Origin of the sequence: Bifidobacterium [indicum] DSM 20214 = LMG 11587 (genome assembly GCF_000706765.1) — a bacterium.
GTDB classification, from domain to species: Bacteria; Actinomycetota; Actinomycetes; order Actinomycetales; family Bifidobacteriaceae; genus Bombiscardovia; species Bombiscardovia coryneformis.
Genome location: NZ_CP006018.1, coordinates 1572674 through 1595771 on the forward strand (window position 1 = coordinate 1572674; position 23098 = coordinate 1595771).

Genomic DNA, 23098 nt, shown 5'->3' on the forward strand with positions numbered 1-23098 from the left:
GACTTACGATGTTTTTACTCTAATGCCTGCCGCTCCCAATCGGGAGCCTGATTCCAGGAGGAGGGCACGGATTCGGACGTGACCGACAGCCCTCCCAAAGAAGGCTATGCCAGGAGCCCGCAGAACAGGGCCTCGAAGTCCAGCAGGGTGGAGCCGTTGGCAGCCAGTCGCCTACGGGTTCTGGCTATGATTTCCAGTCGCTCTATGGCATCCTCACGCGAGAGCCGCACCGAGAGTTCGGCGATGGCCGCACGGTTCTCAAGATTGACCAGTCCGGCCGTCTCCTCGGCCTGGTTCTGGAGAACGCCCACGTCCCGGTAGACGCTTGCCAGGGTGGTCAGATTCCGATCCAGTACGTCCCTGGTCAACCTGGTCACGCGCCGACGAACCTGGTCCTTGCTGCTCAGCGCGTGGTAGGCACCGAGGAGCTGCCTGGGAATGCGCTCGTCCGGGGCAAGTCCGTTGATGGCCCTGAACTCCTGCTCGTCACGCTTGACCTGCTCGTTGACCGTATCGGTGGCCTGGTCCTTGGCCGCATCGACAACCCTCCCGGCCAGGACCACGGCATCCGAGGCACGGTGGAGGTTGAGCAGACCCACCACCAGGTCGTCACGGTCCACCAGCACCTGCTCGCGGGTGGCGTAGAGCTTGGCGATGCCGATATGCCCTTGGGCCAGGCGGGCCGCCTTGGCCGCCAGGGGTGGTTCCACACCCACCTGATCGGTCAGGAAACCGGCAACGGCCGTATTCGAAGGGATGGCCAGGTTGACGACCCTGGTCCTCGAACGGATGGTCGGCAGAACGTCCTGGGCGTTGGGGGCGCAGAGAAGCCAGATGGTGTGGGGGGCGGGCTCCTCTATCTCCTTGAGGAGGACATTGGTGGTCCGCTCCAGCATCCTATCCACGTCCTCGATGATGATGACCCGCCAGGGCGAGGTGGACGGCATCTGCTCCGAGGTCATGATGAGTTCACGAACCTCGTTAATGCCGATGGTGACCTTGTTGGTCGACAGGACCGTTACATCGGGATAGGTCCCGGCCAAGACCTGCTGGGTGATACGGCTGGGCTGATCGTCAAGCCCATGATCAGGACTGACCAGGGCCGCCGCAAAGGCACGCGCCAGGTTCGACCTCCCGGATCCAGGAGGTCCGCAAATCAGCCAGGACTGGGCCACCGAGTCACGGTCGTGTCCCTGCGAGGCGACAATCTGCTTGAGCAGGGCCACCGTGGGCTCCTGCCCGACGATGGCATCCCAGACGCTCATCGTGCCTTCCTGAGGAGGTGGCCCCTGAAGATTCCCCGTGCCGTCACAGCCGCGGAAGGGGGCTGATTCCTCCCAGCATCGCCAGCCTCGGAATCGGATGCATCCTCATCCTCGATATCGTCATTCTGGTCCGGTTCGTCGGCATCCGACTCATCATCCACACCGTCTTCGTCGTAGGACGAATCATCGGGCCCCTCGGCCGGGGCGGGAAGATTGGGGGTCCTGCCTTCAATCAGACCATCCAAATCATGCTGAATCTGCAACCAGACCTCTTCCACGGACCGGGAGGCATCGATGACCACGAACCGGTCGGGCTCCTCCTCGGCCAGGCGAAGGAAGGCCTCCCTCACGTTCCGCTGGAAGTCGTCACCCTCTGATTCCAACCGGTCGGGCTCATGGTCCAACCGCTGCTTGGACTGGCTGGGATCGGCATCCAGAAGATAGGTCCTGGTGGGGAGGAGGCCGTCCGAGGCCCAAAGACTCAACTGCCGGATCACATCGGCCGAGAGTTCACGACCCCCCGCCTGATAGGCCACCGAGGAATCCAGGTACCGGTCGCACAGAACAATGTCACCCCGGTCCAGGGCGGGCCTGATCACCTGGGCCACGTGCTCCGCACGGTCTGCCGCATAGAGAAGGGCCTCGGTGCGGGGTGCCAGATCGTCGGTCGAATCAACCACATCCGTCCCCCCGGTCACCGCCAGGGAGGGGAAGGAGGCCATACCATGCAGGACCAGCTCCCTGATGGCCAGACCGGCAGGCGTGCCACCCGGCTCCCGGGTTACCAGGGACCTCAGCCCACGCTCCTGCAGGTAGGCGTGGACCCGCTGGGTCTGGGTCGATTTTCCGGCCCCATCAACGCCTTCGAAGGATATGAATAATCCGTCGCTCATGCCTTCTTCTCCGTAGTCGCGCTCTTCTTGCGCGTGCTGGCGGTCTTCTTGGCCGCAGTCGTCTTCGTGCGAGAGGTTTTAGCGGTTCTCGTCGTTGTCTTCCTGGTGGTCTTGGACTTGGTTCCGGATGATTTGGTCCGACGCTTCCTGGGACCGGCTGCTCGCTTCTCGGCCAGGAGACGGAAGGCCTCCTCGGGCTCTATGGACTGGGCCGTGTACTGCTTGGGAAGGGTCCGATTGGTCTGTCCATCGGTGATGTAGACCCCGTAGAACCCGTCCTTTATGGTGACGGGCTTCCCGCTTTCCGGGTCCTGGCCCAGCTCACGGAGGGGCGGCTTGGCGCTTCCACGGGTACGGCGGCCATACTTGGGCTGGTCGAAGAGGGCCTTGGCTGCGGCCTGGTCGACGGTGAATATCTCGCCTTCGTTGCTCAGGGACCTGGTCTCGGTGCCGCCATCCGGCTTGGTTGCCGTCAGGTAGGGGCCATACCGGCCGTTGTTGGCAGTGACCGTAGCCTGGTCAATCTGCCCGGTCTTGGTATCGACCAACTCAACGGTGCCCACCGTCCTGGGCAGACTGAGCAGTTTCAAGGCATCTTCCAGGGTCACCGTATCGGGGTCCATGGTCTTGAACAGTGAGGCCATCTTTGGCTTGGGGGCCTCGGACTTGGCTGCGTGTCCACCCTTGCCCGACTTGGCGGATGCAACCGTCTTCTTCTCCTCGGCCTCCTGGCTCTCCGGATCGACAAGGGCCACATAGGGGCCAAACCGACCCTTGCGAACCTCGACCTGACCACCGGTCTCCGAATCGATACCCAGCTGCCTGGGGCCGCCCGCATTGGAAGCAATGAGCTCATGACCAACGGCAGGCGTCAGCTCGTCGGGGGCCATTGTCGGAGGAAGGGAGGCACGCTTGGGGTTCCCTTCGGCATCCAAATCGGCCGTATCCTCCAGGTAGGGGCCGTAGCGGCCCACACGGACCTGCAGTCCATCGCCGATTTCGATGGTGTTGATCTTCCGGGCATCGATGTCACCCAGCTGGGCAACCTGCTCCTGGAGTCCCTGGTGGGCCTGGTCGGTGCTCTCCGCCGCACCCTCTCCGGATCCGAAGTAGAAGCGGGTCAGCCAGTCCTTCCCCTTCTCCTTGCCGTGGGCAATCATGTCCAGGCCGTTTTCCATCTGGGCCGTGAACTGGTAGTCCACATACCGGGGGAAGTTGGTCTCCAGAAGTCTGACCACCGAGAAGGCAAGCCAGGAGGGAATCAGTGCGCGACCACGCTCGTAGACATAGCCACGATCGATAATGGTCGAGATGATGCTGGCGTAGGTGGAAGGCCGACCAATCTCCTTGGCCTCAAGGGTCTTGACCAGGGAGGCTTCGGTATAGCGGGCCGGGGGCTGGGTCTCATGACCATCGGGGTTCACCGATGAGGCCTTGAGCCGGTCGCCCTTCTTCATCGGCGGCAGGGACCCGTTGTCGGCCGCGGAATCGGTCGATTCGGCCCTGTCGCGCTTACCGGCGGCGCCCTTGGGTTTCTCGGTCCCGTACCCCATGGCCTTCATAAAACCAGGGAACTCGATGACGGTACCGGAGGCTTGGAAAATGGCCTCCCCATCCTCACCGGCCTGGGCCGATAGGCGTACGGAAGCGGTCGATCCCGTGGCATCGGCCATCTGCGAAGCCAGGGTCCTGCGCCAAATCAGGGTGTAGAGCTTGAGCTGGTCAGGGGGCAGGACGGAAGCCAGATCTTCGGGCCGTCGGAAGGATGAGCCTGCGGGACGGATGCACTCGTGGGCCTCCTGGGCGCCAGCCGTCTTGGTCACATACTGCTTGGACTTGGCCGAGAGGTATTCGGACCCGTAGACCCTGGTGACGCTCTTTCGCGCGGCCGCGATGGCCTCCTGGGAGAGCGTGACCGAATCGGTACGCATGTAGGTGATGTAACCGTTCTCGTAGAGTCCTTGGGCCGCCCTCATGGCAGCCCGGGAACTCATCCCCAGTCTGTTACCGGCAGCCTGCTGCATGGTCGAGGTGGTGAAGGGGGGCTGGGGCCGGCGCCGGTAGGGCCTCGTCTCCATCCCGACAACGGTGAAGGGCTGGTCTGCGAGCGCTTCGGCGATTCGGTCGGCCTGGGCCTGATCCATCTGGAGGACCTGGTCCTTGGCTGCCGTCTCGGTCAGTTGCCCCTTGCTGGTGAAGTCCTTGGAAGATGCCAGGCGCCGGTCACCCAGTTGGACCATCTGAGCCTTGAAGGTCGAAGGCTGGTCATCCTCGGCATCAGCGGCCGATCCGGCTGCCAGCTCGGCCACCAAATCCCAGTAGGGCGCACGGACGAAGGCCATTCGCTCCCGCTCACGCTCGACAATCAGCCGGGTGGCCACGGACTGGACACGTCCCGCACTCAGGCCGGGCCCCACCTTCCGCCAGAGCACGGGAGAGAGTTCGTACCCGTAGAGGCGGTCCAGCACCCGCCGGGTCTCCTGGGCATCGACCATGTCGGCGTCCACATCGCGGGTGTGATCCAGGGAGTCCTTGATGGCCTCCGGGGTTATCTCGTGGAAGACCATGCGTTTGACGGGGACCTTGGGTTTGAGGGTCTGCACCAGGTGCCAGGCGATGGCCTCCCCCTCGCGATCCTCATCAGTTGCCAGATACAGCTCATCGGCACCCTTCAGGGCCTTCTTCAGCTCGGAAACGGTTTTCTTCTTCTTATCGTCCACGATGTAGTAGGGCTTGAACCCGTCAGTCACATCGACCCCGAACCTGCCGTATTCCTTCTTCTGGGAGGCAGGCACCTGAGAGGGCTGGGCCAGGTCACGAATATGACCGACCGAGGCCATGACGGTGTATCCCTTGCCCAGATATCCACCGATCTTCCTTGCCTTGGTTGGCGACTCAACAATGACAAGCTTATTGCCGGATGCCATGGCCTCTCCTTATATAGTGTTCTTCGCACGCCATCTTACTCACCAGAGGTCGTCATGTCGCAAATCAACGCCACTGTGCGTGGATGGACGTGACGGATGCTCTCGCGGATACGCCGACGGCCTTAGATTTCGCGCGGAGGGGCAGGTGGTTCACCGACCAGGCCCAAACGGGTGAGCGGCGAGGCGGTCACCTGACGCATGGCCAGGGACAGACCGAGCAGGAGCGAAAGGAGGGAGGCGATGAGGATGACGGCGGAACAGTGGGCCCCGTAGAAGGTCCACCTGGCGCTCATCTCCAAGCCGGAGGAAATCTGCCAGATGACGAAAACCGCATAGAGGGTTCCCAGGGTTCCGAGGGTCATCATCAGGGTGGAGACGATCTGGACCGATGCCGACGACATGCGGGTTCCCGGCAGATCCATACCGGATGACCGGGTGAAGACCAGCGTAATCAGCCCCAGCCCCCCTGCGATGAGGATGGACATGACCACATCGGCCGGTCGATGCCATCCGCCCAGAATCAGGGAACAGCCGACGGAGAGGGTGAAAGCGAAACCGATCAAAGCCACCAGGGCCCGCCAGACCCTCGGCACCACGAATAGGAGGACCAGAACCGCGGTCACGGCCATGATGGTGTGCCCCGAGGGGGCGGAGTTCTCCTTGGTGGACAGGACATTGATCAGGAGGGGGCGGGGCAGGTACTTCTTGAGAATCCTCCCTGACAGATAGGCGAGCAGGGGGTAGACCACCACCTGGCCCAGGAGCCACCAACGCCTGCGGACCAGAACCACCACCAGGGCAATCAGACCAATCAGAACGCACATTCCAGCGGCCACATAGGGCATGGTGAAGATGCCCAGGTAGGCCTTGATGAGGGGGACCTGATCGACGAAACCGTTGAAGTTCGAAATGACCATGTCGTCATAGGACTGCCCGCCCATCGTGTAGACGGCCAGCCACCAGACACCGGCGGAGGCGGCCAGCATCAACAGCCCGAGGACCAGGCAGAGCATGCGGCTCGACATGCGCGGGCGGACCGTCAGCGGGTCCATCTCCTTCAAGGCCCCACTGTCCTCAACGTGCTGGTCCTTCGGGTCCTGATACCAGACCTGCTCGGCCTGACCCTGATTTCGCATATCGGTCATATCACCCGACTTTATCCAAACCCCGGGCCCTGGACACGGCTCCGACGCATAAGAAGCGCATGTCGTTCACACCCAAACGGCAATCCGCAAACACCGGATGGCACCCGTCCAAGGCGGATTCGAATCACACGGAACCACCCTGAATATCCAACAAACACCCCACCACCGGGTATAAGAAAACTCCCACGTACCCGACAGAGGCCACTTACCCTTGCTGCATTCCTGCCCTGGGGGGATTGGGTGACATAACGCCACGTGAGAGCAAGTCACCATGATAGCAGACCACAACGATTGACGCGCCTCATTGAAATAGGGCCAGGCCGCGCCCGGCCTACCGGGTGGAGGTAAAAATTCAGTCTGTTTCATCAGGGCCGGCTCCCGGCACCAGGAAGGCTCCGATATCATGAACCCAGCCAGGAAGTTAGGAATCCGGCAGGACCGGAAGAACAGAAGAAGTCACAGTATGGATGCAGATTTGGTTATCGTCGGTGCTGGCCTTTTCGGCCTGACCGTGGCCCAACAGGCCGTCGAGCACTCCGGAGCACGGGTGCGGATCATCGACGTGCGGAATCATATCGGAGGCAATGCGTACTCCTATATGGACAAGGAGACCGGTGCCGAGATTCACCAGTACGGGGCCCACCTCTTCCACACCTCCAACCGGAAGGTCTGGGAGTATGTCAACCGTTTCACGGAATTCACCGACTACACCCACCGGGTCTACACCACCCACAAGGGGGAGGTCTTCCCCCTGCCCATCAACCTGGGAACCATCAACCAGTTCTTCCGGGCCCGCTACACCCCCCAGGAGGCCCGGGACCTGATTCGGGAGCAGGCCGGCGAGTTGGCAGGAACCGACCCGGCGAACCTGAATGACCAGGGCATCTCCCTGATTGGACGACCCCTCTACGAGGCCTTCATCAAGAACTACACGGCCAAGCAGTGGCAGACCGACCCCTCCCAGCTGCCCGCATCAATCATCAAGCGACTCCCTGTGCGGTTCAACTACGACAACCACTACTTCAAGGACACCTGGGAGGGGCTGCCCAAGGAGGGGTATACCGCCTGGTTCGAGCGGATGATCGACGACCCCCGCATCGAGGTCAGTCTGGGCACGGACTTCTTCGACACCACCCAGCCCTGGAACCGTGATGCCCTGGTAGGCCAGGTCCCCCTGGTCTACACAGGCCCGGTCGACCGGTACTTCGACTATCGCCTGGGCGAACTCAAGTGGCGCACCGTCGATTTCAAGGAGCGGCGCTACGACGAAGACGACCACTTCGGATGCCCGGTGATGAACTTCTCCGATCCGGACGTCCCCTACACCCGGGCCATCGAGTTCAAGAACTTCAACCCCGAACGCCATGACCGCCAGAACCATGAACGCACCGTGGTCTGGGAGGAATACAGCCGCTTCGCCGGCAAGGGAGATGAGCCTTACTACCCCATCAACACGAGCGATGACCGAGCCCTGTACTCCGAGTACAAGGGTCTCTCCGAGCAGGAGCCCCGGGTGGTCTTCGGGGGCCGCCTGGGCACCTATGCCTACTACGACATGCACCAGGTCATCAACTCCGCCCTGGATGCCTGGGAAAAGAAGGTCAAGCCTCTGATTGACTGAGCGGATGCACGCCTGGTCCAGAGGCGGCACCCTTGGTCCGGTCGGGATACGCGAACGGCCGGTCACCTGCGATAGGTGACCGGCCGTTCCTATAAGCACAAATGCCAGCGAAACAGGTCACTGGCGTTTCATGCACGCCGCCCCATCCGGCCCCATAGGACCGAACCAGGGCGGACCTGCCTTGGCTCAGGCGTGCCAGACGTCCTTGCCGTTGTCCTTGGCGGTCTTGACATCGGCGTTGAGGGCATCCTCGTCGCCTTCGACCTTGCCGACGATGTAATCCTCGACCAGCTGACGAGCCTCGTTGTCCTCATGCTGCACAGCCGGGGACTTCATGAAGTAGGAGCTGGGGGCCAGGATCGGGCCGGCCAGGTGGCGGTCCAGGGCGATCTTGGCGGCGCGGACCGCGTCGATGACGATACCGGCCGAGTTGGGGGAATCCCAGACTTCGAGGCGGTACTCCAGGTTCAGCGGCACATCGCCGAAGGTCGTGCCCTCCAGACGAACGAAGGCCAACTTGCGGTCATCCAGCCAGGCCACGTAATCCGAGGGACCGATGTGGACGTTATGCTCATCCATCTCGTGGGGAACAATCGAGGTGACGGCTCGGGTCTTGGAGATCTTCTTGGACTCCAGGCGGGAACGCTGCAGCATGTTCATGAAGTCCATGTTGCCGCCGACGTTCAGCTGGTAGGTGCGATCCAGGCGGACACCGCGGTCCTCGAAGAGACGGGCCATGACACGGTGGGTGATGGTTGCGCCCACCTGGCTCTTGATGTCGTCGCCCACGATCGGCACGCCGGCATCGCGGAACTTCTGGGCCCACTCGGGGTCGGAAGCGATGAAGACGGGCAGGCAGTTGACGAAGCCGCAGCCGGCCTCAAGGGCCGCCGCCGCATAGGCCTTGTCGGCCTCCTCGGAACCGACGGGCAGGTAGGAAACCAGGACGTCGACCTTCTTGTCACGCAGGACCTGGGCCACGTCGACGGGCTCGACGTCGGACTCCTCGATCATCTTGCTGTAGTACTCACCCAGGCCGTCGTTGGTGGGGCCACGCATGACCTCGACACCCAGGTTGGGCACGTCGCTGAACTTGTAGGTGTTGTTCTGGGAAGCGAAGATGGCCTCGCTCAGGTCCTTGCCCACCTTGAGTGAATCCACATCGAAGGCGGTCACGAATTCGATGTCACGGATGCGATACCCACCGAAATTGGCGTGCATGATGCCGGGGATCTTGTCATCATCCTTGGCGTCCCTGTAATATTCGACTCCCTGCACCAGCGAGGAAGCGCAGTTGCCCACGCCCGCTATAGCTACACGGATGCTCATACAAACTCCTCTGATTAACTGAGTTATTCCAACCTAAGCATACCTGTTCCCAGCGAGTTGCAAGGAACAGGACGAGGAATTCGTTCCCGGAGCGAGAACGGCCCCGGACAGAGCCTCATGCCGCGGCAGCGCGGACGTACCGCAGCCCAAAACCCTGGAACCAGGCGCATATATGTGTACAGGATATATACATACCTGCACCCGCCCGCTCCCGCCAGGGAAGCAACAGCAGGTACCGAGCGACGGAAACGTACGGGAATGATGGACGTTCAGCCTTGAGTCGAACGGTTTTCAACCAGGACGGTTAGCGTGGTTCTCATGGCCAAACAGACTCATACAGTCAACTCGGCAGCGAAGGGAAGGCATCCAGCCCCCTCGACCCGCCAGGTGGGGCAAACCACCAAGATCAGGGGCAAGAAGAGCAACAAGGCCCCCTCACACCGCTCGGACGTGAGATCTGACCGGGGCGGACACCGTCAGCCGCCCAAGAAGAAGCGGCATCTCCTGCTCAAGTGGATTCTGGGCATCCTGGCGACCCTTATCGTAGCCGCCATAGGATGCTTCGCCTACCTCTACCTGACCACCGAGATCGTACCGCCCGAGAAGCAGGCCCTGGCCCAGAAGACCACGGTCTACTTTGCTGACGGAACAACCCCGATCGGCACCTATGCCAACCAGGACAGGGAAATCATCGATTGTGCTGTCCTGCCGCAGTACGTAGGCAACTCAATCGTCGCCTCCGAGAACCGCTCCTTCTACAACGACAGCGGCATCGACCTGAAAGGCATCGGTCGAGCCCTCTTCAACAACGTGACCAAGGGGACCCGCCAGGGTGGATCCACCATCACCCAGCAGTATGCCGAACGCTACTACCTGGGCGAAACGACCACCTACAAGGGGAAGCTGCGCGAGGCCATCCTGGCCCTGAAGATCTCACAGACCGAAAGCAAGGACAAGGTTCTGTGCAACTACATGAACACGATCTACTTCGGGCGCGGGGCCTATGGGATCGAGGCGGCAGCCCAGAACTACTTCGGTAAGAACGCCAAGGACCTGACCCTGTCCGAAGCCGCCATGCTGTCGGGCATCATCCCGGCTCCGACCACTTGGGACCCCGCAGTCAGCCCCAAGCAGGCGGAGTCCAGATTCCATCGGGTCCTGGGCATCATGGAGGAAGACCACTACATCAGCCATGCCGACAAGACCAAGGCCTCCATGCCCCAGACCATCGACTACTCCCCCAGGAACGTCTACCAGGGCCCGAACGGGTACCTGCTGAGAATGGTCCGCAACGAGCTGACGGAGGGGAAGAAGGCCCCCTTCACCGCGGACGACCTGGACACGGGCGGATACAAGATCATCACGACCATCGAAAAGGACAAGCAGGATCTGATGTTCCAGGTGGCCAGTCCCTCCACCGGAGACAAGGACCTTCCGCCGACCCTGCAGACCGGTGGCCTCTCGGTCAACCCGCGTGACGGGTCCATCATCGCCCTCTATGCGGGCGACGACTACCTGGTCAAACAGCTCAACAACGTGGATCAGGCCACCTTCCAGGTAGGCTCGACCATGAAGGCCTACACCCTTCTGGGCGCCATCCAGGAAGGGGTCAGCCTCAACACCGTCTTCAACGGCAACTCCCCCAGGACCTTCTCCAGCGTTGGCAAGTCCGTGGCCAATGCAGGTCAGGTGAGCTACGGATACATCAATCTCTACTCGGCCTTCGCCAACTCGGTCAACACCGTCTTCATGGACCTGGGCGAGCATGTCACCTCCCAGAAGACCGCCCAGTTGGCCCACACGGCAGGTATCACTGGAAAGATCGATGACACAACCACCTTCGACACCCTGGGTCTGGATGCCCTGACCGTCTACGACGCCACCCAGGGCTACGCCACCCTGGCCAACGGGGGGAAGAAGCCCGAGCTCCACCTGGTGAGCCAGGTCAAGGACTCCAAGGATCAGGAACTGTACACAGCCGCCATCAAGGGCGACCAGGTCTTCAATCAGGATCAGATAGCACTCCTTCAGAAGGCCATGACCTCAACGGTCCAGTACGGCACCGGCTCCTATGCCCGGTCCCTGGGGCGGCCCATCGCAGGCAAGACCGGAACCGCAAACGACGAGACGGCCATCTCCTTCATCGGATTCACCCCTTCGGTCCTGACCACCTTCGCGGTCTGGAACCAGGGCGAGGATGGAAGCGCCCTGAAGGTACCCGAGGTCTACCAGAACCAGTTCTACCCGGTCCGCCTCTTCACCCAGTACATGAAGGGCGCCTTGGGCGACAGTCCGGTCGAGAAGTTCCCGAACGCCGTCGACAAGGGTAAGATCGGCGGCCCGGACGGGACCTGGGGAACCGGCGGAGGACGCAGCAACTACACCCCCCGGTCCTACGAACAGGCCGTACCCTCCCAAACACCGACACCCGAAGCCAAAAAGGATGAGAGCAGTTCCACCGGCAGCGGCTCAGACGATGAGAAAACCCCGGCACAGGGCGGAAGCACCGATACCGGAAGCGAAGGCGGCCAGGAAGGTCAGACAACACAGAGCAACAGCCCGCCGGCGACAGGGCAGTAGTCGGGGAAGACCCGAAGAGCAGAGCCCGCAGGACCGGACGCAACGGCCCGTGAGGCGAAACGGAAAGGCCGTTCCCACCAATCGGGGGAACGGCCTTTCCGTGTCACCGGACACTCCGGTCAGATTCGTTCGAACCGGTTAATGGCCGAAATGATGGCCTTGAGGGAGCTGGTCGAAATCGACGAGTCGATGCCGACGCCCCAAATCACTCGGGCTTCTGCGGGCTCACCCACCTTGCACTCCACATAGGAGGCGGCCAGGGCATCGGTCCCGGCGGTCATGGCGTGCTCAGCGTAATCCTGGACCGAAACGGTCAGGTCCTGCGACTTCAGGGCATCCAGGAAGGCGGCGATGGGACCGTTACCATGCCCCTTGATGCGGCGCTTGCTCTCCTCGTCCTGGGAGCCCAGACCCCTGTCCAACACGGTCGCTTCCAGCTCGGTGTCCGAGCCGTCCTCGCCCGAGGAGACGGAAACACTCAGCAGTTTGAGGCGGCCCCACTGGCTGAGGGACTCATCGTCCTTGTCGGCCATGGACTCGCCACCGGCCACGCTGCCGCTCTCCTCGACGGGCAGATACTCGTCCTTGAAGAGGCGCCAGATATCCGCATCCTTGACCTCGTGCTTGGTCTTGTCGGCATAAGCCTGGACCAGTCGCTCGAACTCGACCTGCAGGCGCTTGGGCAGGTCCAGGTTGTGGTTGGCCTTGAGCAGATAGGCCATTCCCCCCTTGCCGGACTGGGAGTTCACACGGATGATGGCCTCATAACTACCACCGACATCCTTGGGGTCCATGGGCAGATAGGGCACCAGCCAGAGGTAGTCCTCCGGATTCGCGTTGTCACGCAGAGCGGCCTGCTGGCGGGCGTCCAGACCCTTCTTGATGGCATCCTGGTGGGAGCCGGAGAAGGCCGTGTAGACGAAGTTGCCGGCGTAGGGGTGCCGCTCGGAGATCTTGATCTGGTTGCAGTACTCCACGGTTCTACGGATATTCGGCATGTCGGAGAAGTCCAGCTGGGGGTCGATGCCCTGGACCAGCATGTTCAGTCCGACCGTGCAGATGTCAACGTTGCCGGTACGCTCCCCGTTGCCCAGGAGGCACCCCTCGACCCGGTCTGCACCGGCCAGGAGACCCAGCTCGGTGGCGGCCACGGCCATGCCCTCGTCGTTGTGTGGGTGGAGGGAGAGGACCACGGCATCTCGGTCGTGCAGGTTGTTCGAGATGTACTCCACCTCGTCGGCGAAGACGTTGGGAGTGGTCATCTCGACCGTGTTGGGCAGGTTGATGATCATCGGATGCTCCGGTGTCGGCTTGATCACATCGATGACCGCGTTGCAGACGTCAAGGGAGAACTCGGGCTCGGCCCCGGAGAAGGACTCGGGTGAGTACTCGTAATAGAGTTCGGTCTCCCCGGCATCCGCCTCCAGGGACCTGCAGAGCTCGGCAGCGTCGGTGGCCAGCTTCTTGATGCCGGCCTTGTCCTTGCGGAAGACCACCTCACGCTGGAGGACCGAAACCGAGTTGTAGAAATGGACCACGGCCCGCTTGGCCCCGCGCAGGGCCTCGTACGTGCGTCGAATCAGATGCTCCCTGGCCTGGGTCAGCACCACGATGGTCACATCGTCGGGAATCAGCTCACGCTCTATCAGGAGGCGGATGAAGTCATAATCGGTCTCGGAGGCCGAGGGGAATCCCACCTCGATCTCCTTGAAGCCCATGGAAAGCAAGAGGTTCCAGAAACGCAGCTTCCGTTCGGAGTCCATCGGGTCCACCAGGGCCTGGTTACCGTCGCGCAGGTCGACGGAGCACCAGCGGGGCGCCCGCTTCAGGGTCTTCTCGGGCCAGGTCCGCTCTGGATAATCGAAGGGAACCTGCTTGTTATAGGCCACGTACTTGGTGTAAGGCATGGCGCTGGGCTTCTGGGGCGAGCCAACGAACCGACGGGGAGGCAGCAACAGATCGTTGTTACCCCCATTGGACGCTGCGGCCTGTGCCGCGAGATCGAATACGGATGTATGATCCCGATCCATCACTCCTCCTTCTGCTGCTCTCTTGTTTTCATTTTCTGTACATTGTGCATCAAATATGTGCTTGACCCACCGCCAGGTCCAGACTTCGGCGATGTCGGGGCAGACGGATGAAGGCCGGGCCTACCTGAACAGTGAGATGCCGCGACGGCCAAGGCAGTATGCGTTACCCAGCCAGGTATGGCGGGAATTTGGCCAGACCGACCCCAGTCGGGGCGCGTTCTGGCTCATCCAGATGCTGGGGACGCGCCCGTCCGCGCTATGGGACCCCAGCAGGTTGAAGCCGTTCTTCACCGCCAGCCAGTCCGGATGCTGGGTGGCTATGGCCAGACCCTCCTCCAGGGTGAGCGGGAGGCGGTCGTCGGAATCGATGAGTTTGCGAGCCACATCGGGTTCCCTGTTGACATAGCAGGTACCCGTGTGGGGTTCCAGAACGATGTAGAAGGGTCCCTCGGGGGGTTCGAATCCGTTCTGTGGCATGAAGCTGGCAATATCCCGGGGCGGCATGGTTGTGAATCCGGCCATCCTGTTGATGCTGGTACGGGATATCAGGGACTCGGGGCTGACCAGCTCCCGGGTCGGTATGAGCAGGATTCGATCACCCAACTCGGTCCCCTCCAGGGCCGAGATAAGCGGCTGGGCCAGGGATCTGAAGGCCGCGGCGCTGATGTCGGCCACGTCCGGATAGCCCAGGGCCACGATTCTGTCCAGCTGCCGCCGAGCCTCGTCAGATGATTTGGTCATGCCATCAAGTGTAAGGCCACCCGGCAATCCGGCACTCGCGCCCGGACCTCCCGGACATGCAAGGGGCAGGGCCGCTTCCCTTGAAGACGGCCCCGCCCTGCGGAAATCCGAATCAGAGGCTTTCCAGATCCTTGCCCTTGGTTTCCTGGGCGAAGAGATAGACAACGGCTCCGATGACCAGGCAGACACCGAAGAAGGTGAAGGCCGTGGTGACGACACCGATGTTGATGTGCTGGGAGACATAATCCCCGCCGACCAGGAGGCCCATGAAGATGGGCCCGACGATCTTTGCCGTGGCTCCGATGCCGTAACCCAGACCCAGACCCGTCGAACGCACATCATTGGGGAACTGCTCGCCTCCAAAGGCGTTGAGGATACCGAAGACACCGTCGGCGAAGGTCATGATAACCAGGACGGCGATGTAGAACTGCCAGCCCGAGTTGTGGAAGAAAGCTGCATAGAAGCAACCCAGGGCACCGATGATGCCGAAGGAGAACATGGTCCAGCGACGGCCGATGACGTCGGCCAGCCAGGCCGAACCGAACCTCCCGATGCAGTCCGCCACGGAAACACCCATGAAGAGGTAGGCCACCATCTTGGTGGAGAAACCGAAGGCGTCCTTCATCAGGGTCTGACCCCAGGATTGGATGGCGAAGGAACCCAGGATGAAGCAGAAGGAACCGACCGAGATGATGATCAACGGCTTCAGGTGCTTGGAGAAGAGCAGGCCGTAGCTGGCCTTCTGCTCCTGCTCGACCTTGGGAAGGGCACCGACCTGGTCGGTCGGCAGTTCCAGGGCCCACCCCAGGGCCTTGCGGGCATCGTCATCACGCCCGACGCTCTGGTAGAACCTTGGTGATTCAGGAACCATGGCCAGCCAGAAAAGAAGCAGGACCGGGATGGCACCCAGCGCCACCAGTATCCGCCAGTTCTCCCCAATCACGCTCTGGGCCACCGAGCCGAGCAGAAGGCCGAGGGGGATGAAGACCGAGGCCAGTCCGGAGAGCATGCCGCGCTGCTTGGACGGCACGAATTCCTGGACGTAGGGGATGGAGATGATGTTCAGACCCCCGACACCGATACCCACGCCGATGCGGAGAACGGCCAGGAGAATCCAGGCTCCATCCGGCAGGAAGACCGACAGGGCCGTGAAGACAACGAAGCAGAGCACGCACCACTGGAAGGCGTGCTTGCGTCCGAACCGATCGGCCAGACGGCCCCAGACAATGGAACCGATGACCGTGCCCAGACCGGAGCAGGCCAGGATGATACCGGCCGAGACACCGGTCAGATGCCAGGCCGAGGTCAGGAGGGAGACCACGAATCCGATCAGGAACATATCGAAGAACTCGGATATGTTCCCGGCTATGGCCAGTCCGATGATGCTTTTCTGATGCCCGGTCAGGGGGCGGGTGTCGATCTGCTCGTAAGCGGTCAGACCTCCCCGACCCGCTTGGGCTTGTGTGTCACTCATGGTGCGTTCTCTTTCGTAAGTATGCTGAAGGTCGGTTTCGGCTCTCAACGGTTGATGTCATCGCCTAGGGGGATATCGAGTTCATGGGCGCGGATACGGGTCAGGTCGCCCATATGGGTCAGAGCGTATTCGGCGGCCCGCTGGCCCCAGCGCACGCCGCAATCCACATCATCTGAGAGGAAGCCATGCAGGGTCGCGGCCACAAAGGAGTCACCGGCACCGGGGCGGTCAACGACGGGAACCGTGGTGGTCGTGTACTTCTTGACCCCCTTGGAGGTATGCAGATAGGGACCGTCCAGATGGTTGGTGGAGATGATGTACTCATTGCCGAAGCGCCGATAGAGCTGCTCGCAGACCTCTTCCCCACTTCCTTCTATCCCGAAGACGCTCTTAGCGTCCTTGATGGAGCAGAAGAGGATGCGGGCCTTCTCGGCGATGGGTTCCAGGATGTGCCGGGCCTGTTCACCCGTCCAGAGCTTGCTGCGGAAGTTCACATCCAGGGCGATGTCAATGCCCCGCTTGGCGGCCTGGTCCGCGGCGTAGGTCACCACCTCGGCAGTGGTATCGGTCAAGGCTGCGGTGATGCCGGTCAAAAAGACCAGACGGGTATCAAGCATCCGGTCCCAGTCGTAATCGTTCACCCCGGTGGTTCTGAATGGGGTGTACTCCCGGTCGTAGATCACGTTGGCCGGCATCGGAGGTTCGCCCGGCTCCATGAAGTAGAGGGCGATACGGCTGGCAGGCTTGCGGACCATGGTGCTCATGTCCACCCCCACCGAGCGGTACTCGCTCAGCACATACTCGCCCAGATCACCCTCGGGCAGTGACGAGGTCCAGAGGGTCTTGCGTTGCAACTGGGCCAGAACACCGGCCACGTTGGCCTCCGAACATGCCGGGTTCATCAGGACGGAGCGCGCATTCATCAGGCGCTCGCCCCTCCTGACCGTAAGTCTGATCTGACCCTCGCCAATCGTTGAAAGGTCATAGGTATGCTCTGCCATCGTATTCCTTAGCTTGTTTCACTCGAACCGTATCAGGACAGCCATGTCCTTCTCCGGTCTTTCCTTGTTCGATCCGTCATGAACGGATCAGATCCAGGTGGACCACCTGCGGTGGTGGTCCACCGGTTCAACCTTCTACTGCCTGGTCGGTCATTGCCCCGCCGAAGCCCGGCAACTCCGGCAGGGGGTATGGTCCGGCACCGGTGGATCCATCCGGACCACCGGGCCGGAACCGTTCATCCGTACTACGGACGAGCGGAATTCTCTGGGACTGTCAGGGCCAGACCCTGTCAATCGTGTCCCGCAACTCGGTCGCCGCCGCCAGCGGGTCGTCAGCCTTGACAATGCCGCGACCCGAGATGACCACACCGACAGGAACACCCTCGAAGAAGGGGAGGTCCTTGGCGGTGACGCCACCTGTGACGGTGACCTTGAATCCCATATCATGCAGTTCACGGATGCGAGCCTTGTCGTTTTCACCCCAGGTCAAGGTTCCTGCGGCCTCGGCATCCCGGGAACGATGAACAATGACCTGGGTGGCACCAAGTTCACGCCACTGCCTGGCCTGGTCGGAGTCGTACTTCTCCCCGAGTTCAATCTGGACCTCACCACCGAACTCCTGGGCGACCTTGACGACCTGCCCCACCGTGGTCATGCTGGCCCCGGCCACGACCGAGACCCAGTTGGCACCGGCTTCGAAGCAGGCCCTGGAAATGACCGCTCCGGCCTCGGCGATACGCACATCGGCCAGGATGGTCTTCCCGGGGTAGAGCGCCCTGATCTCACGGACGGCCTTCAGTCCCTCCGCAATGATCAGGACGGTACCGCACTCGATGACGTCAATCTTGCTGATGGCCGCGTTAAGCGGCTTCAAGGCAGAAGGCATGTCGAAGGTGTCCAGGGCAATCTGCAACCGCGGCCGCTCCAGGGCTCCCTCGGTGCCCGGCTGGTTCTCCTTCGCCATGGCGATCAGGCCTCCTTGCGGAAGGTGAAGAAGGTGCGGGCGTTGCCAATAAGCAGCTTATCGACGTAGGCGGGATCGAACCCCTCGGCGATCATGCGGGGGCCGTCCACGGCGGGGTTGTAGTCAACGCCGCTGACCGATCCGTAGACCTTCTGGTAGGAGCGCTTGCCCGAATCGGTGCCCAGGAGAATCCTGTCCTCGAAGCCGTCGTCCTTGAAGGCCTTCAGTTCCATGATCCTGTTGGAATCGGGCTGGTACTTGATGCGGTTGGTACCGTCGATCTCCAGGTAGACGCCCAGGTCGAGAATCTGTTCCAGGTAGTAGACATCCGCATTGCGCTGGATGTGTCCGATGGCAATCTGATCGGCCGGGACGCCCAGCTCGATGAGGGTCTGGGCCTGCTCCAGGCCGCAGGTGCCGTAGGTGGTATGGGTGTTGATCGGGGCACCGGTAGCAATGGCGGCCTTGGCTGCGGCCTCCATGCACTTGTGCTCGAAGGGGGTGATCTTGCCGTAAGCAGTGCCGATCTTGATGACACCGGCCTTGTAGGGGCTGCGGTCCACCAGAGGACCCGTGTAGTCGTTGCGGTCGATACCCTCAGTGATGTCGGCGATGACCAGGTCGGCGATCTGGTCCACACTGTAGCGGTTGATCCAGTGCGACTGGGTCTCCAGGTAGACGTGTTCACGGTGGAAGCCGGTGGCACCGATGACCTGCAAATGGTCAACGGAGCGGGCCACCTCGACCAGCTTTTCGATATCGCGGCCACAGTTGATCGGGCACATATCGACCACGGTGCCACCCTGGTCGCTCCAGTTCAGGGAAGCCTTGGCGAAGTACCCGGCCTCGGTCTGGGCCTTCTCGACGGAATCCAGCTGGTGGTCACCATCCAGGTAGACCTCTCCGGCCCCGACGCGAATCAGATGGTCATGGCTGTTGACGACACCCAGGGTCCCGGGGTCCACATCTCCGAGGATCGTTCTTGCGAATGCCATTCGAACTCCTTTGTTTGTCTTCTCTGCGGCTGTCGGGCACCACATCCGGCCACCCTATGGCACCGGCGCCCTCGTACAGGGTCCAGGATAGGTAAGGACCAAACACAATGGCAACCCAGGTAATGTACATATGCTTGCCAGTTCTACTACAACCGGGACCTTCCGGGCAAAAATAGCTGATTTATTCATCAACTGCCCAGTTCTGTTTTGCCTTGCTGGCACCACAAGTACTTGATAAGATGTACATATGTTCAGCAACGTGCAGCTGATGACCTCCGCACAGGCGCGCGACCGGGTCCAGCTCCTCCTGAAAATCGCCCGCATGTATTACGAGGACCACATGCTTCAGTCCGAGATTGCGGCAAGGGTCGGGTACTCACGGCCCTCCGTCTCGCGGATGCTCAAGGAAGCCGAGGACCAGGGCCTGGTCTCCGTCACCATCAGAGACCCCCTGGAGCGGCTGCAGAACCTGGAAAACGAGCTGATAGGCCGTTTCAACCTGCACTATGCCAGGGTTTCCGAGCCCCCTTCGGGATGCACGGGCTACGATGTGGTCCCACGCAGCGCCGCGTCCCTCCTGGTGGAACATACCCGGCCCGACTCCCTCGTTACGGTCTCCAACGGCAATGCCGTGGCCTATACGGTGCGGGAGGTACCGCTCCAGAACTGGGGCAAGACCAACGTGGCGCAGATGATCGGCTCCCTCTCCCCCAACAACCCCATGACGGATTCGCCGGAGATCTGCAGGATGCTGGCCCAACGCCTGGGAGGCAACTACACCTCCCTGCCCGTACCCATGATTCTCTCCTCCAAGACCATCGCCAAGGCCATGCTCAAGGAAAAGCAGATTGCCGACACCCTGACCCTGGGCGGCCATGCGGACGTGGCCGTGGTTGGCGTCGGATCCGTGGAGGATGGGCGCTCCGGGCATATCTTCCACGATTACGAGAATGCCGACCTGGTTCGGGAGGTGACAGCCCGGAAGGCGGTGGGGCATATCTGCGGCCACCATATCGACGCCCAGGGCAACCACATCCGCACCAGCCTGTGCGAGCGGACCATATCCATCGACTTTGACCGGCTCAAGCGCATACCCCTGGTCATCGGTGTGGCCTGGGGGCACCAGAAGGTGCCGGGAATCCTGGCCTGCCTCAGGGCGGGGCTAATCTCGGCCCTGGCCACCGACAGGGAGACCGCGGAGGGGATCCTGGAGCTGGATGACAGGCAAACCGGGGGCAGAAAACGGCAGTGATACCGTGACCGGGCGGGTGCGTCAGCTCAGCGGTCAGGCATCCGCACTTCCCCACTCCCCGACCATGCCCTTCAAGGCGACCCCCAGGACTCAGGCCCGGTCCGCAAAGTGTTTGGCGACGATGACCTCGGCAATCTGCACGGCGTTCAGGGCGGCACCCTTGCGCAGGTTGTCGTTGGCGACGAACATGGCCAGCCCCTTCCTGCCCGGCACGGCCTGATCCTGACGGATTCTGCCAACAAAGCTGGGATCCTTGCCAGCCGCCTGGAGCGGGGTCGGGATATCGGAAAGGCTCACACCAGGAGCCGCGGCCAGGAGGTCCCTGGCCTGGTCAGGTGTCACGTCCTGGTCGAATTCGGCGTTGATACTCATGCCATGCGAGGTGAAGACCCCGACACGAACACAGGTGCAGGAGGCCTGGAGACCGGGCAGGTGGAGTATCTTACGGCTCTCATTGCGCAGTTTCTGCTCCTCATCGGTCTCCTCGCTTCCGTCATCCGCCAGCGAACCGATGAAGGGAACCGCATCGAACGCAATGGTCCTGACCACCTTGGTGGGGGCGGGGAAGTCGATGGACGAACCGTCGAACGCCAGCTTGTCCGCGCCCTGCTCAACCGCCGCAGCCGCCTCGTTCCTGAGCTGGAGAACTCCCGCCCGACCAGCACCGGAAACCGCCTGGTAGGAGGAGACAATCAGTCGGTTGAGACCGTACGCCTTGGCCAGGGGGCTCAGCACAGGCATACAGGCCATGGTGGTGCAGTTGGGGTTTGCCACGATGCCGCGAGGAATCCGATCCAGATCTTCGGGGTTGACCTCGGAAACCACCAGGGGCACCTCAGGGTCCATCCGCCACTGGGAGGAGTTGTCGACCACATAGGCACCCGCCTCGGCGAAGCGGGGAGCCCAGACCTTCGAGGTGGCGCCACCGGCCGAGAAGATAGCCAGGTCGATATCCGCCAGGTCCGCCTTCTCGACATCCTCCACGATGATGGGATGCCCACACCAGTCCACTTCCTGCCCGGCGGAGTGGGCCGAAGCCATGAATCTCAGGTCTCTGACGGGAAAACCGCGCTCGGCCAGAATTCGACGCACAACCATGCCGACCTGCCCTGTGGCGCCCAGCACCGCAACGTTGATGCCCCGATCGTTGATCGTCGTCATCCTAATCTCCTCTCCGACCCATCCGCCGCAGAACGGATGCATGGAGCCGGACCGGAAGTGTGCCGGTTCCCTGCATGGATTGATCCGGATTGTTTGATTTTCCCTGGTTTTTTGATTGTAGCGGTGATCCGCGGGTCAGCGACCTGTACCGCCGTAGACGACCGCCTCGACCTGATCCGCGTCCAGTTCGAAGGCCGTATGGACGGCCTTGACGGCATCATCCAGGTCCTCCAGCGGGACCAGGGCCGAGATGCGAATCTCCGAGGTGGAGATCATCAGCACGTTGATGTGCTTGTCGCTCAGCGCCCGGAAGAAGGTGGCGGTGATGCCTGAGTGCGTCTTCATGCCTACGCCAACCAGGGTGACCTTGCCTACATCGGAGTTGAGGTCGACCGACTTGAACTCGATGACGTCCCTGGCCTGATCCAGCAGGGGGTGGACCTGGTCGGCCTGGGCACTGGGCAGGGTGAAGGAAATATCAACGGTGCCGGTGGAGGCACCCGCCTGAACGATCATATCGATGTTGATGCCGCCCTCGGCCAGGATGGTGAAGAGCTTGGCGGCCACGCCCGTCTTGTCGGGGACCGACCGCAGAGTGACCTGGGTCTCGCTGCGGTCATGGGCCACGCCCGAGATGATGGGTGCCTCGGGACCGTTCAGGTCCGGGAAGAGGTCACCCATTGATTTGCCGCCTGCCATATTCATCCTTCCGTCATCCTTCACGGCCCGGCTGGTTGTCCAGCTGCGCCTGGGCCACCTGACACTGATTCGGCGCCAGGTTGGGGATATCCGACACATCCATATCCTGGGACACGATCAGCGTCCCCGGCCGGTGCGAGAAAGAGCTGCGCACATGGATGGGCATGCGGAACCTCTGGGCGTATTCCACGCAACGCAGGGCCAGAACCTTGGATCCACCCGCAGCCATCTCCATCATCTCTTCGTATGAAATCCTGGAAATACGGCGGGCGGTGGGAACGATTCTGGGATCCGCCGTGAAGACCCCATCCACATCAGTGTAAATCTCGCAGACATCCGCGTGAAGGGCCACCGCAAGGGCCACCGCCGAAGTGTCCGACCCCCCGCGACCGAGCGTCGTGGCGTCGCCGTCGGCATTGACCCCCTGGAACCCCGCCACGATACCGACCTCGCCATGCTTCAGCGCATCCATCACACGATAGGGCTTGACATTGCGGATGTGGGCCGCACCATACCGGGCATCGGTCATGAAACCGGCCTGGGAGCCGGTGAAGGAGTGGGCGCTCTCACCCTGGGCATGGATGGTCATGGCCAGGAGACTCATGGAAATACGCTCACCGGCTGTCATCAGCATGTCCATCTCCCGGGCGGGGGGATTGGAGTCCACGTCCAGGGCCTGGTCAATCAGATCGTCGGTGGTGTCTCCCATGGCCGAAACCACGACAGCCATATCATTGCCTGCATGCTTGGTCTCGATGATGCGCTTGGCCACACGCTTGATGGAATCCGAATCCGCTACCGAGGATCCGCCGAATTTCTGAACGATAAGAGCCACTGCTATTCCATCCGCGAAGGTTGAGCCACTTGAACTTACGTTACGAGAGGCCATTATATGAACGTCCATGGTCCTGAACCCCCAGGTCACCAGCATGTGGACCCAAAACCACCAGCCTCAGTCGGGAATGAAGGGAACGACTACCTGTCGGCGCCGATTGCTCCGGCTTTCGGCGACCGATTCCGC

At 61.8% G+C, this 23098-nt stretch carries 16 protein-coding genes, 1 other RNA gene and 1 pseudogene; 3 read left to right on the forward strand and 15 right to left on the reverse strand.

Annotated features, from left to right (window positions below):
- Window positions 1-104: 104 nt before the first annotated feature.
- From BINDI_RS06390 to ffs, 5 genes and pseudogenes are all read right to left on the reverse strand, one after another.
- Window positions 105-1265 (reverse strand): DNA polymerase III subunit delta', encoded by a 1161-nt coding sequence (locus BINDI_RS06390; RefSeq protein ID WP_033491155.1) that lies wholly within the window; start codon window positions 1263-1265, stop codon window positions 105-107.
- A gap of 239 nt (window positions 1266-1504) precedes the next feature.
- Window positions 1505-2158 (reverse strand): annotated as a pseudogene (tmk, locus tag BINDI_RS06395) (dTMP kinase); the annotation flags it as partial.
- Entirely contained in the window at window positions 2155-5085 is a 2931-nt protein-coding gene (gene topA / locus BINDI_RS06400) for a type I DNA topoisomerase (protein WP_033491154.1), read from the reverse strand. The gene topA and the pseudogene tmk, both read right to left, overlap by 4 nt.
- Window positions 5086-5207: 122 nt before the next feature.
- On the reverse strand, window positions 5208-6230 hold the full coding sequence (locus BINDI_RS06405) for a phosphatase PAP2 family protein (protein WP_033491152.1): 1023 nt from the start codon (window positions 6228-6230) through the stop codon (window positions 5208-5210).
- Between the two features lie 174 nt (window positions 6231-6404).
- Window positions 6405-6495: signal recognition particle sRNA small type (ffs, locus tag BINDI_RS07350), an RNA gene on the reverse strand.
- 198 nt (window positions 6496-6693) lie between these two features.
- Here ffs and glf point away from each other — a divergent pair.
- Window positions 6694-7851, forward strand: coding sequence for a UDP-galactopyranose mutase (glf, locus tag BINDI_RS06410; RefSeq protein ID WP_033491151.1), 1158 nt, complete (start codon window positions 6694-6696; stop codon window positions 7849-7851).
- A 186-nt stretch (window positions 7852-8037) separates the two neighbouring features.
- Here glf and BINDI_RS06415 read toward each other — a convergent pair whose 3' ends face one another.
- Entirely contained in the window at window positions 8038-9180 is a 1143-nt protein-coding gene (locus BINDI_RS06415; RefSeq protein WP_033491150.1) for an inositol-3-phosphate synthase, read from the reverse strand.
- Window positions 9181-9498: 318 nt separating this feature from the next.
- On the opposite strand from BINDI_RS06415, the gene BINDI_RS06420 reads away from it, so the two are divergent.
- Window positions 9499-11760, forward strand: a complete 2262-nt coding sequence (locus tag BINDI_RS06420) for a transglycosylase domain-containing protein (protein WP_033491294.1) — start codon at window positions 9499-9501, stop codon at window positions 11758-11760.
- Window positions 11761-11879: 119 nt separating this feature from the next.
- Here BINDI_RS06420 and leuA read toward each other — a convergent pair whose 3' ends face one another.
- From leuA to BINDI_RS06450, 6 genes are all read right to left on the reverse strand, one after another.
- The gene (gene leuA / locus BINDI_RS06425) at window positions 11880-13790 is read right to left on the reverse strand and encodes a 2-isopropylmalate synthase (RefSeq protein ID WP_033491148.1); all 1911 of its coding nucleotides are present in this window, start codon (window positions 13788-13790) and stop codon (window positions 11880-11882) included.
- A 120-nt stretch (window positions 13791-13910) separates the two neighbouring features.
- Window positions 13911-14531 (reverse strand): DUF5701 family protein, encoded by a 621-nt coding sequence (locus tag BINDI_RS06430; protein ID WP_033491146.1) that lies wholly within the window; start codon window positions 14529-14531, stop codon window positions 13911-13913.
- 112 nt (window positions 14532-14643) lie between these two features.
- Window positions 14644-16005, reverse strand: coding sequence for an MFS transporter (locus tag BINDI_RS06435; RefSeq protein ID WP_051875732.1), 1362 nt, complete (start codon window positions 16003-16005; stop codon window positions 14644-14646).
- Window positions 16006-16049: 44 nt separating this feature from the next.
- Window positions 16050-17006: a sugar kinase gene (locus tag BINDI_RS06440; RefSeq protein ID WP_033491144.1), complete on the reverse strand. Its 957-nt coding sequence runs from the start codon at window positions 17004-17006 to the stop codon at window positions 16050-16052.
- Window positions 17007-17280: 274 nt separating this feature from the next.
- Window positions 17281-17970 carry a 3-dehydro-L-gulonate-6-phosphate decarboxylase gene (locus BINDI_RS06445; RefSeq protein WP_052109011.1) on the reverse strand — a complete coding sequence of 230 codons (690 nt, stop codon included), beginning with the start codon at window positions 17968-17970 and terminating at the stop codon, window positions 17281-17283.
- A 5-nt stretch (window positions 17971-17975) separates the two neighbouring features.
- Complete coding sequence (locus BINDI_RS06450; protein WP_033491142.1) at window positions 17976-18965, reverse strand: phosphotriesterase family protein; 990 nt, start codon at window positions 18963-18965, stop codon at window positions 17976-17978.
- Between the two features lie 247 nt (window positions 18966-19212).
- Here BINDI_RS06450 and BINDI_RS06455 point away from each other — a divergent pair, with 247 nt between their 5' ends.
- On the forward strand, window positions 19213-20217 hold the full coding sequence (locus BINDI_RS06455) for a sugar-binding transcriptional regulator (RefSeq protein WP_033491141.1): 1005 nt from the start codon (window positions 19213-19215) through the stop codon (window positions 20215-20217).
- A gap of 90 nt (window positions 20218-20307) precedes the next feature.
- Here BINDI_RS06455 and BINDI_RS06460 read toward each other — a convergent pair whose 3' ends face one another.
- From BINDI_RS06460 to BINDI_RS06470, 3 genes are all read right to left on the reverse strand, one after another.
- Window positions 20308-21378, reverse strand: a complete 1071-nt coding sequence (locus BINDI_RS06460; protein WP_033491139.1) for an aspartate-semialdehyde dehydrogenase — start codon at window positions 21376-21378, stop codon at window positions 20308-20310.
- Window positions 21379-21513: 135 nt separating this feature from the next.
- Complete coding sequence (locus BINDI_RS06465) at window positions 21514-22083, reverse strand: ACT domain-containing protein (RefSeq protein ID WP_033491138.1); 570 nt, start codon at window positions 22081-22083, stop codon at window positions 21514-21516.
- A gap of 7 nt (window positions 22084-22090) precedes the next feature.
- The gene (locus BINDI_RS06470) at window positions 22091-22912 is read right to left on the reverse strand and encodes an aspartate kinase (protein WP_148301997.1); all 822 of its coding nucleotides are present in this window, start codon (window positions 22910-22912) and stop codon (window positions 22091-22093) included.
- Window positions 22913-23098: the final 186 nt, after the last annotated feature.

Excerpts from the sequence above, each read along its gene's own strand:
- BINDI_RS06415 (WP_033491150.1), bottom strand. The coding sequence starts at position 9,180 with ATGAGCATCCGTGTAGCTATAGCGGGCGTGGGCAACTGCGCTTCCTCG.
- BINDI_RS06455 (WP_033491141.1), top strand. The coding sequence starts at position 19,213 with ATGTTCAGCAACGTGCAGCTGATGACCTCCGCACAGGCGCGCGACCGG.
- topA (WP_033491154.1), bottom strand. The coding sequence starts at position 5,085 with ATGGCATCCGGCAATAAGCTTGTCATTGTTGAGTCGCCAACCAAGGCA.
- BINDI_RS06460 (WP_033491139.1), bottom strand. The coding sequence starts at position 21,378 with ATGACGACGATCAACGATCGGGGCATCAACGTTGCGGTGCTGGGCGCC.
- BINDI_RS06390 (WP_033491155.1), bottom strand. The coding sequence starts at position 1,265 with ATGAGCGTCTGGGATGCCATCGTCGGGCAGGAGCCCACGGTGGCCCTG.
- BINDI_RS06405 (WP_033491152.1), bottom strand. The coding sequence starts at position 6,230 with ATGACCGATATGCGAAATCAGGGTCAGGCCGAGCAGGTCTGGTATCAG.
- BINDI_RS06440 (WP_033491144.1), bottom strand. The coding sequence starts at position 17,006 with ATGGCAGAGCATACCTATGACCTTTCAACGATTGGCGAGGGTCAGATC.
- BINDI_RS06465 (WP_033491138.1), bottom strand. The coding sequence starts at position 22,083 with ATGAATATGGCAGGCGGCAAATCAATGGGTGACCTCTTCCCGGACCTG.
- BINDI_RS06430 (WP_033491146.1), bottom strand. The coding sequence starts at position 14,531 with ATGACCAAATCATCTGACGAGGCTCGGCGGCAGCTGGACAGAATCGTG.
- leuA (WP_033491148.1), bottom strand. The coding sequence starts at position 13,790 with ATGGATCGGGATCATACATCCGTATTCGATCTCGCGGCACAGGCCGCA.
- BINDI_RS06420 (WP_033491294.1), top strand. The coding sequence starts at position 9,499 with ATGGCCAAACAGACTCATACAGTCAACTCGGCAGCGAAGGGAAGGCAT.
- BINDI_RS06445 (WP_052109011.1), bottom strand. The coding sequence starts at position 17,970 with ATGGCGAAGGAGAACCAGCCGGGCACCGAGGGAGCCCTGGAGCGGCCG.
- glf (WP_033491151.1), top strand. The coding sequence starts at position 6,694 with ATGGATGCAGATTTGGTTATCGTCGGTGCTGGCCTTTTCGGCCTGACC.
- BINDI_RS06435 (WP_051875732.1), bottom strand. The coding sequence starts at position 16,005 with ATGAGTGACACACAAGCCCAAGCGGGTCGGGGAGGTCTGACCGCTTAC.
- BINDI_RS06450 (WP_033491142.1), bottom strand. The coding sequence starts at position 18,965 with ATGGCATTCGCAAGAACGATCCTCGGAGATGTGGACCCCGGGACCCTG.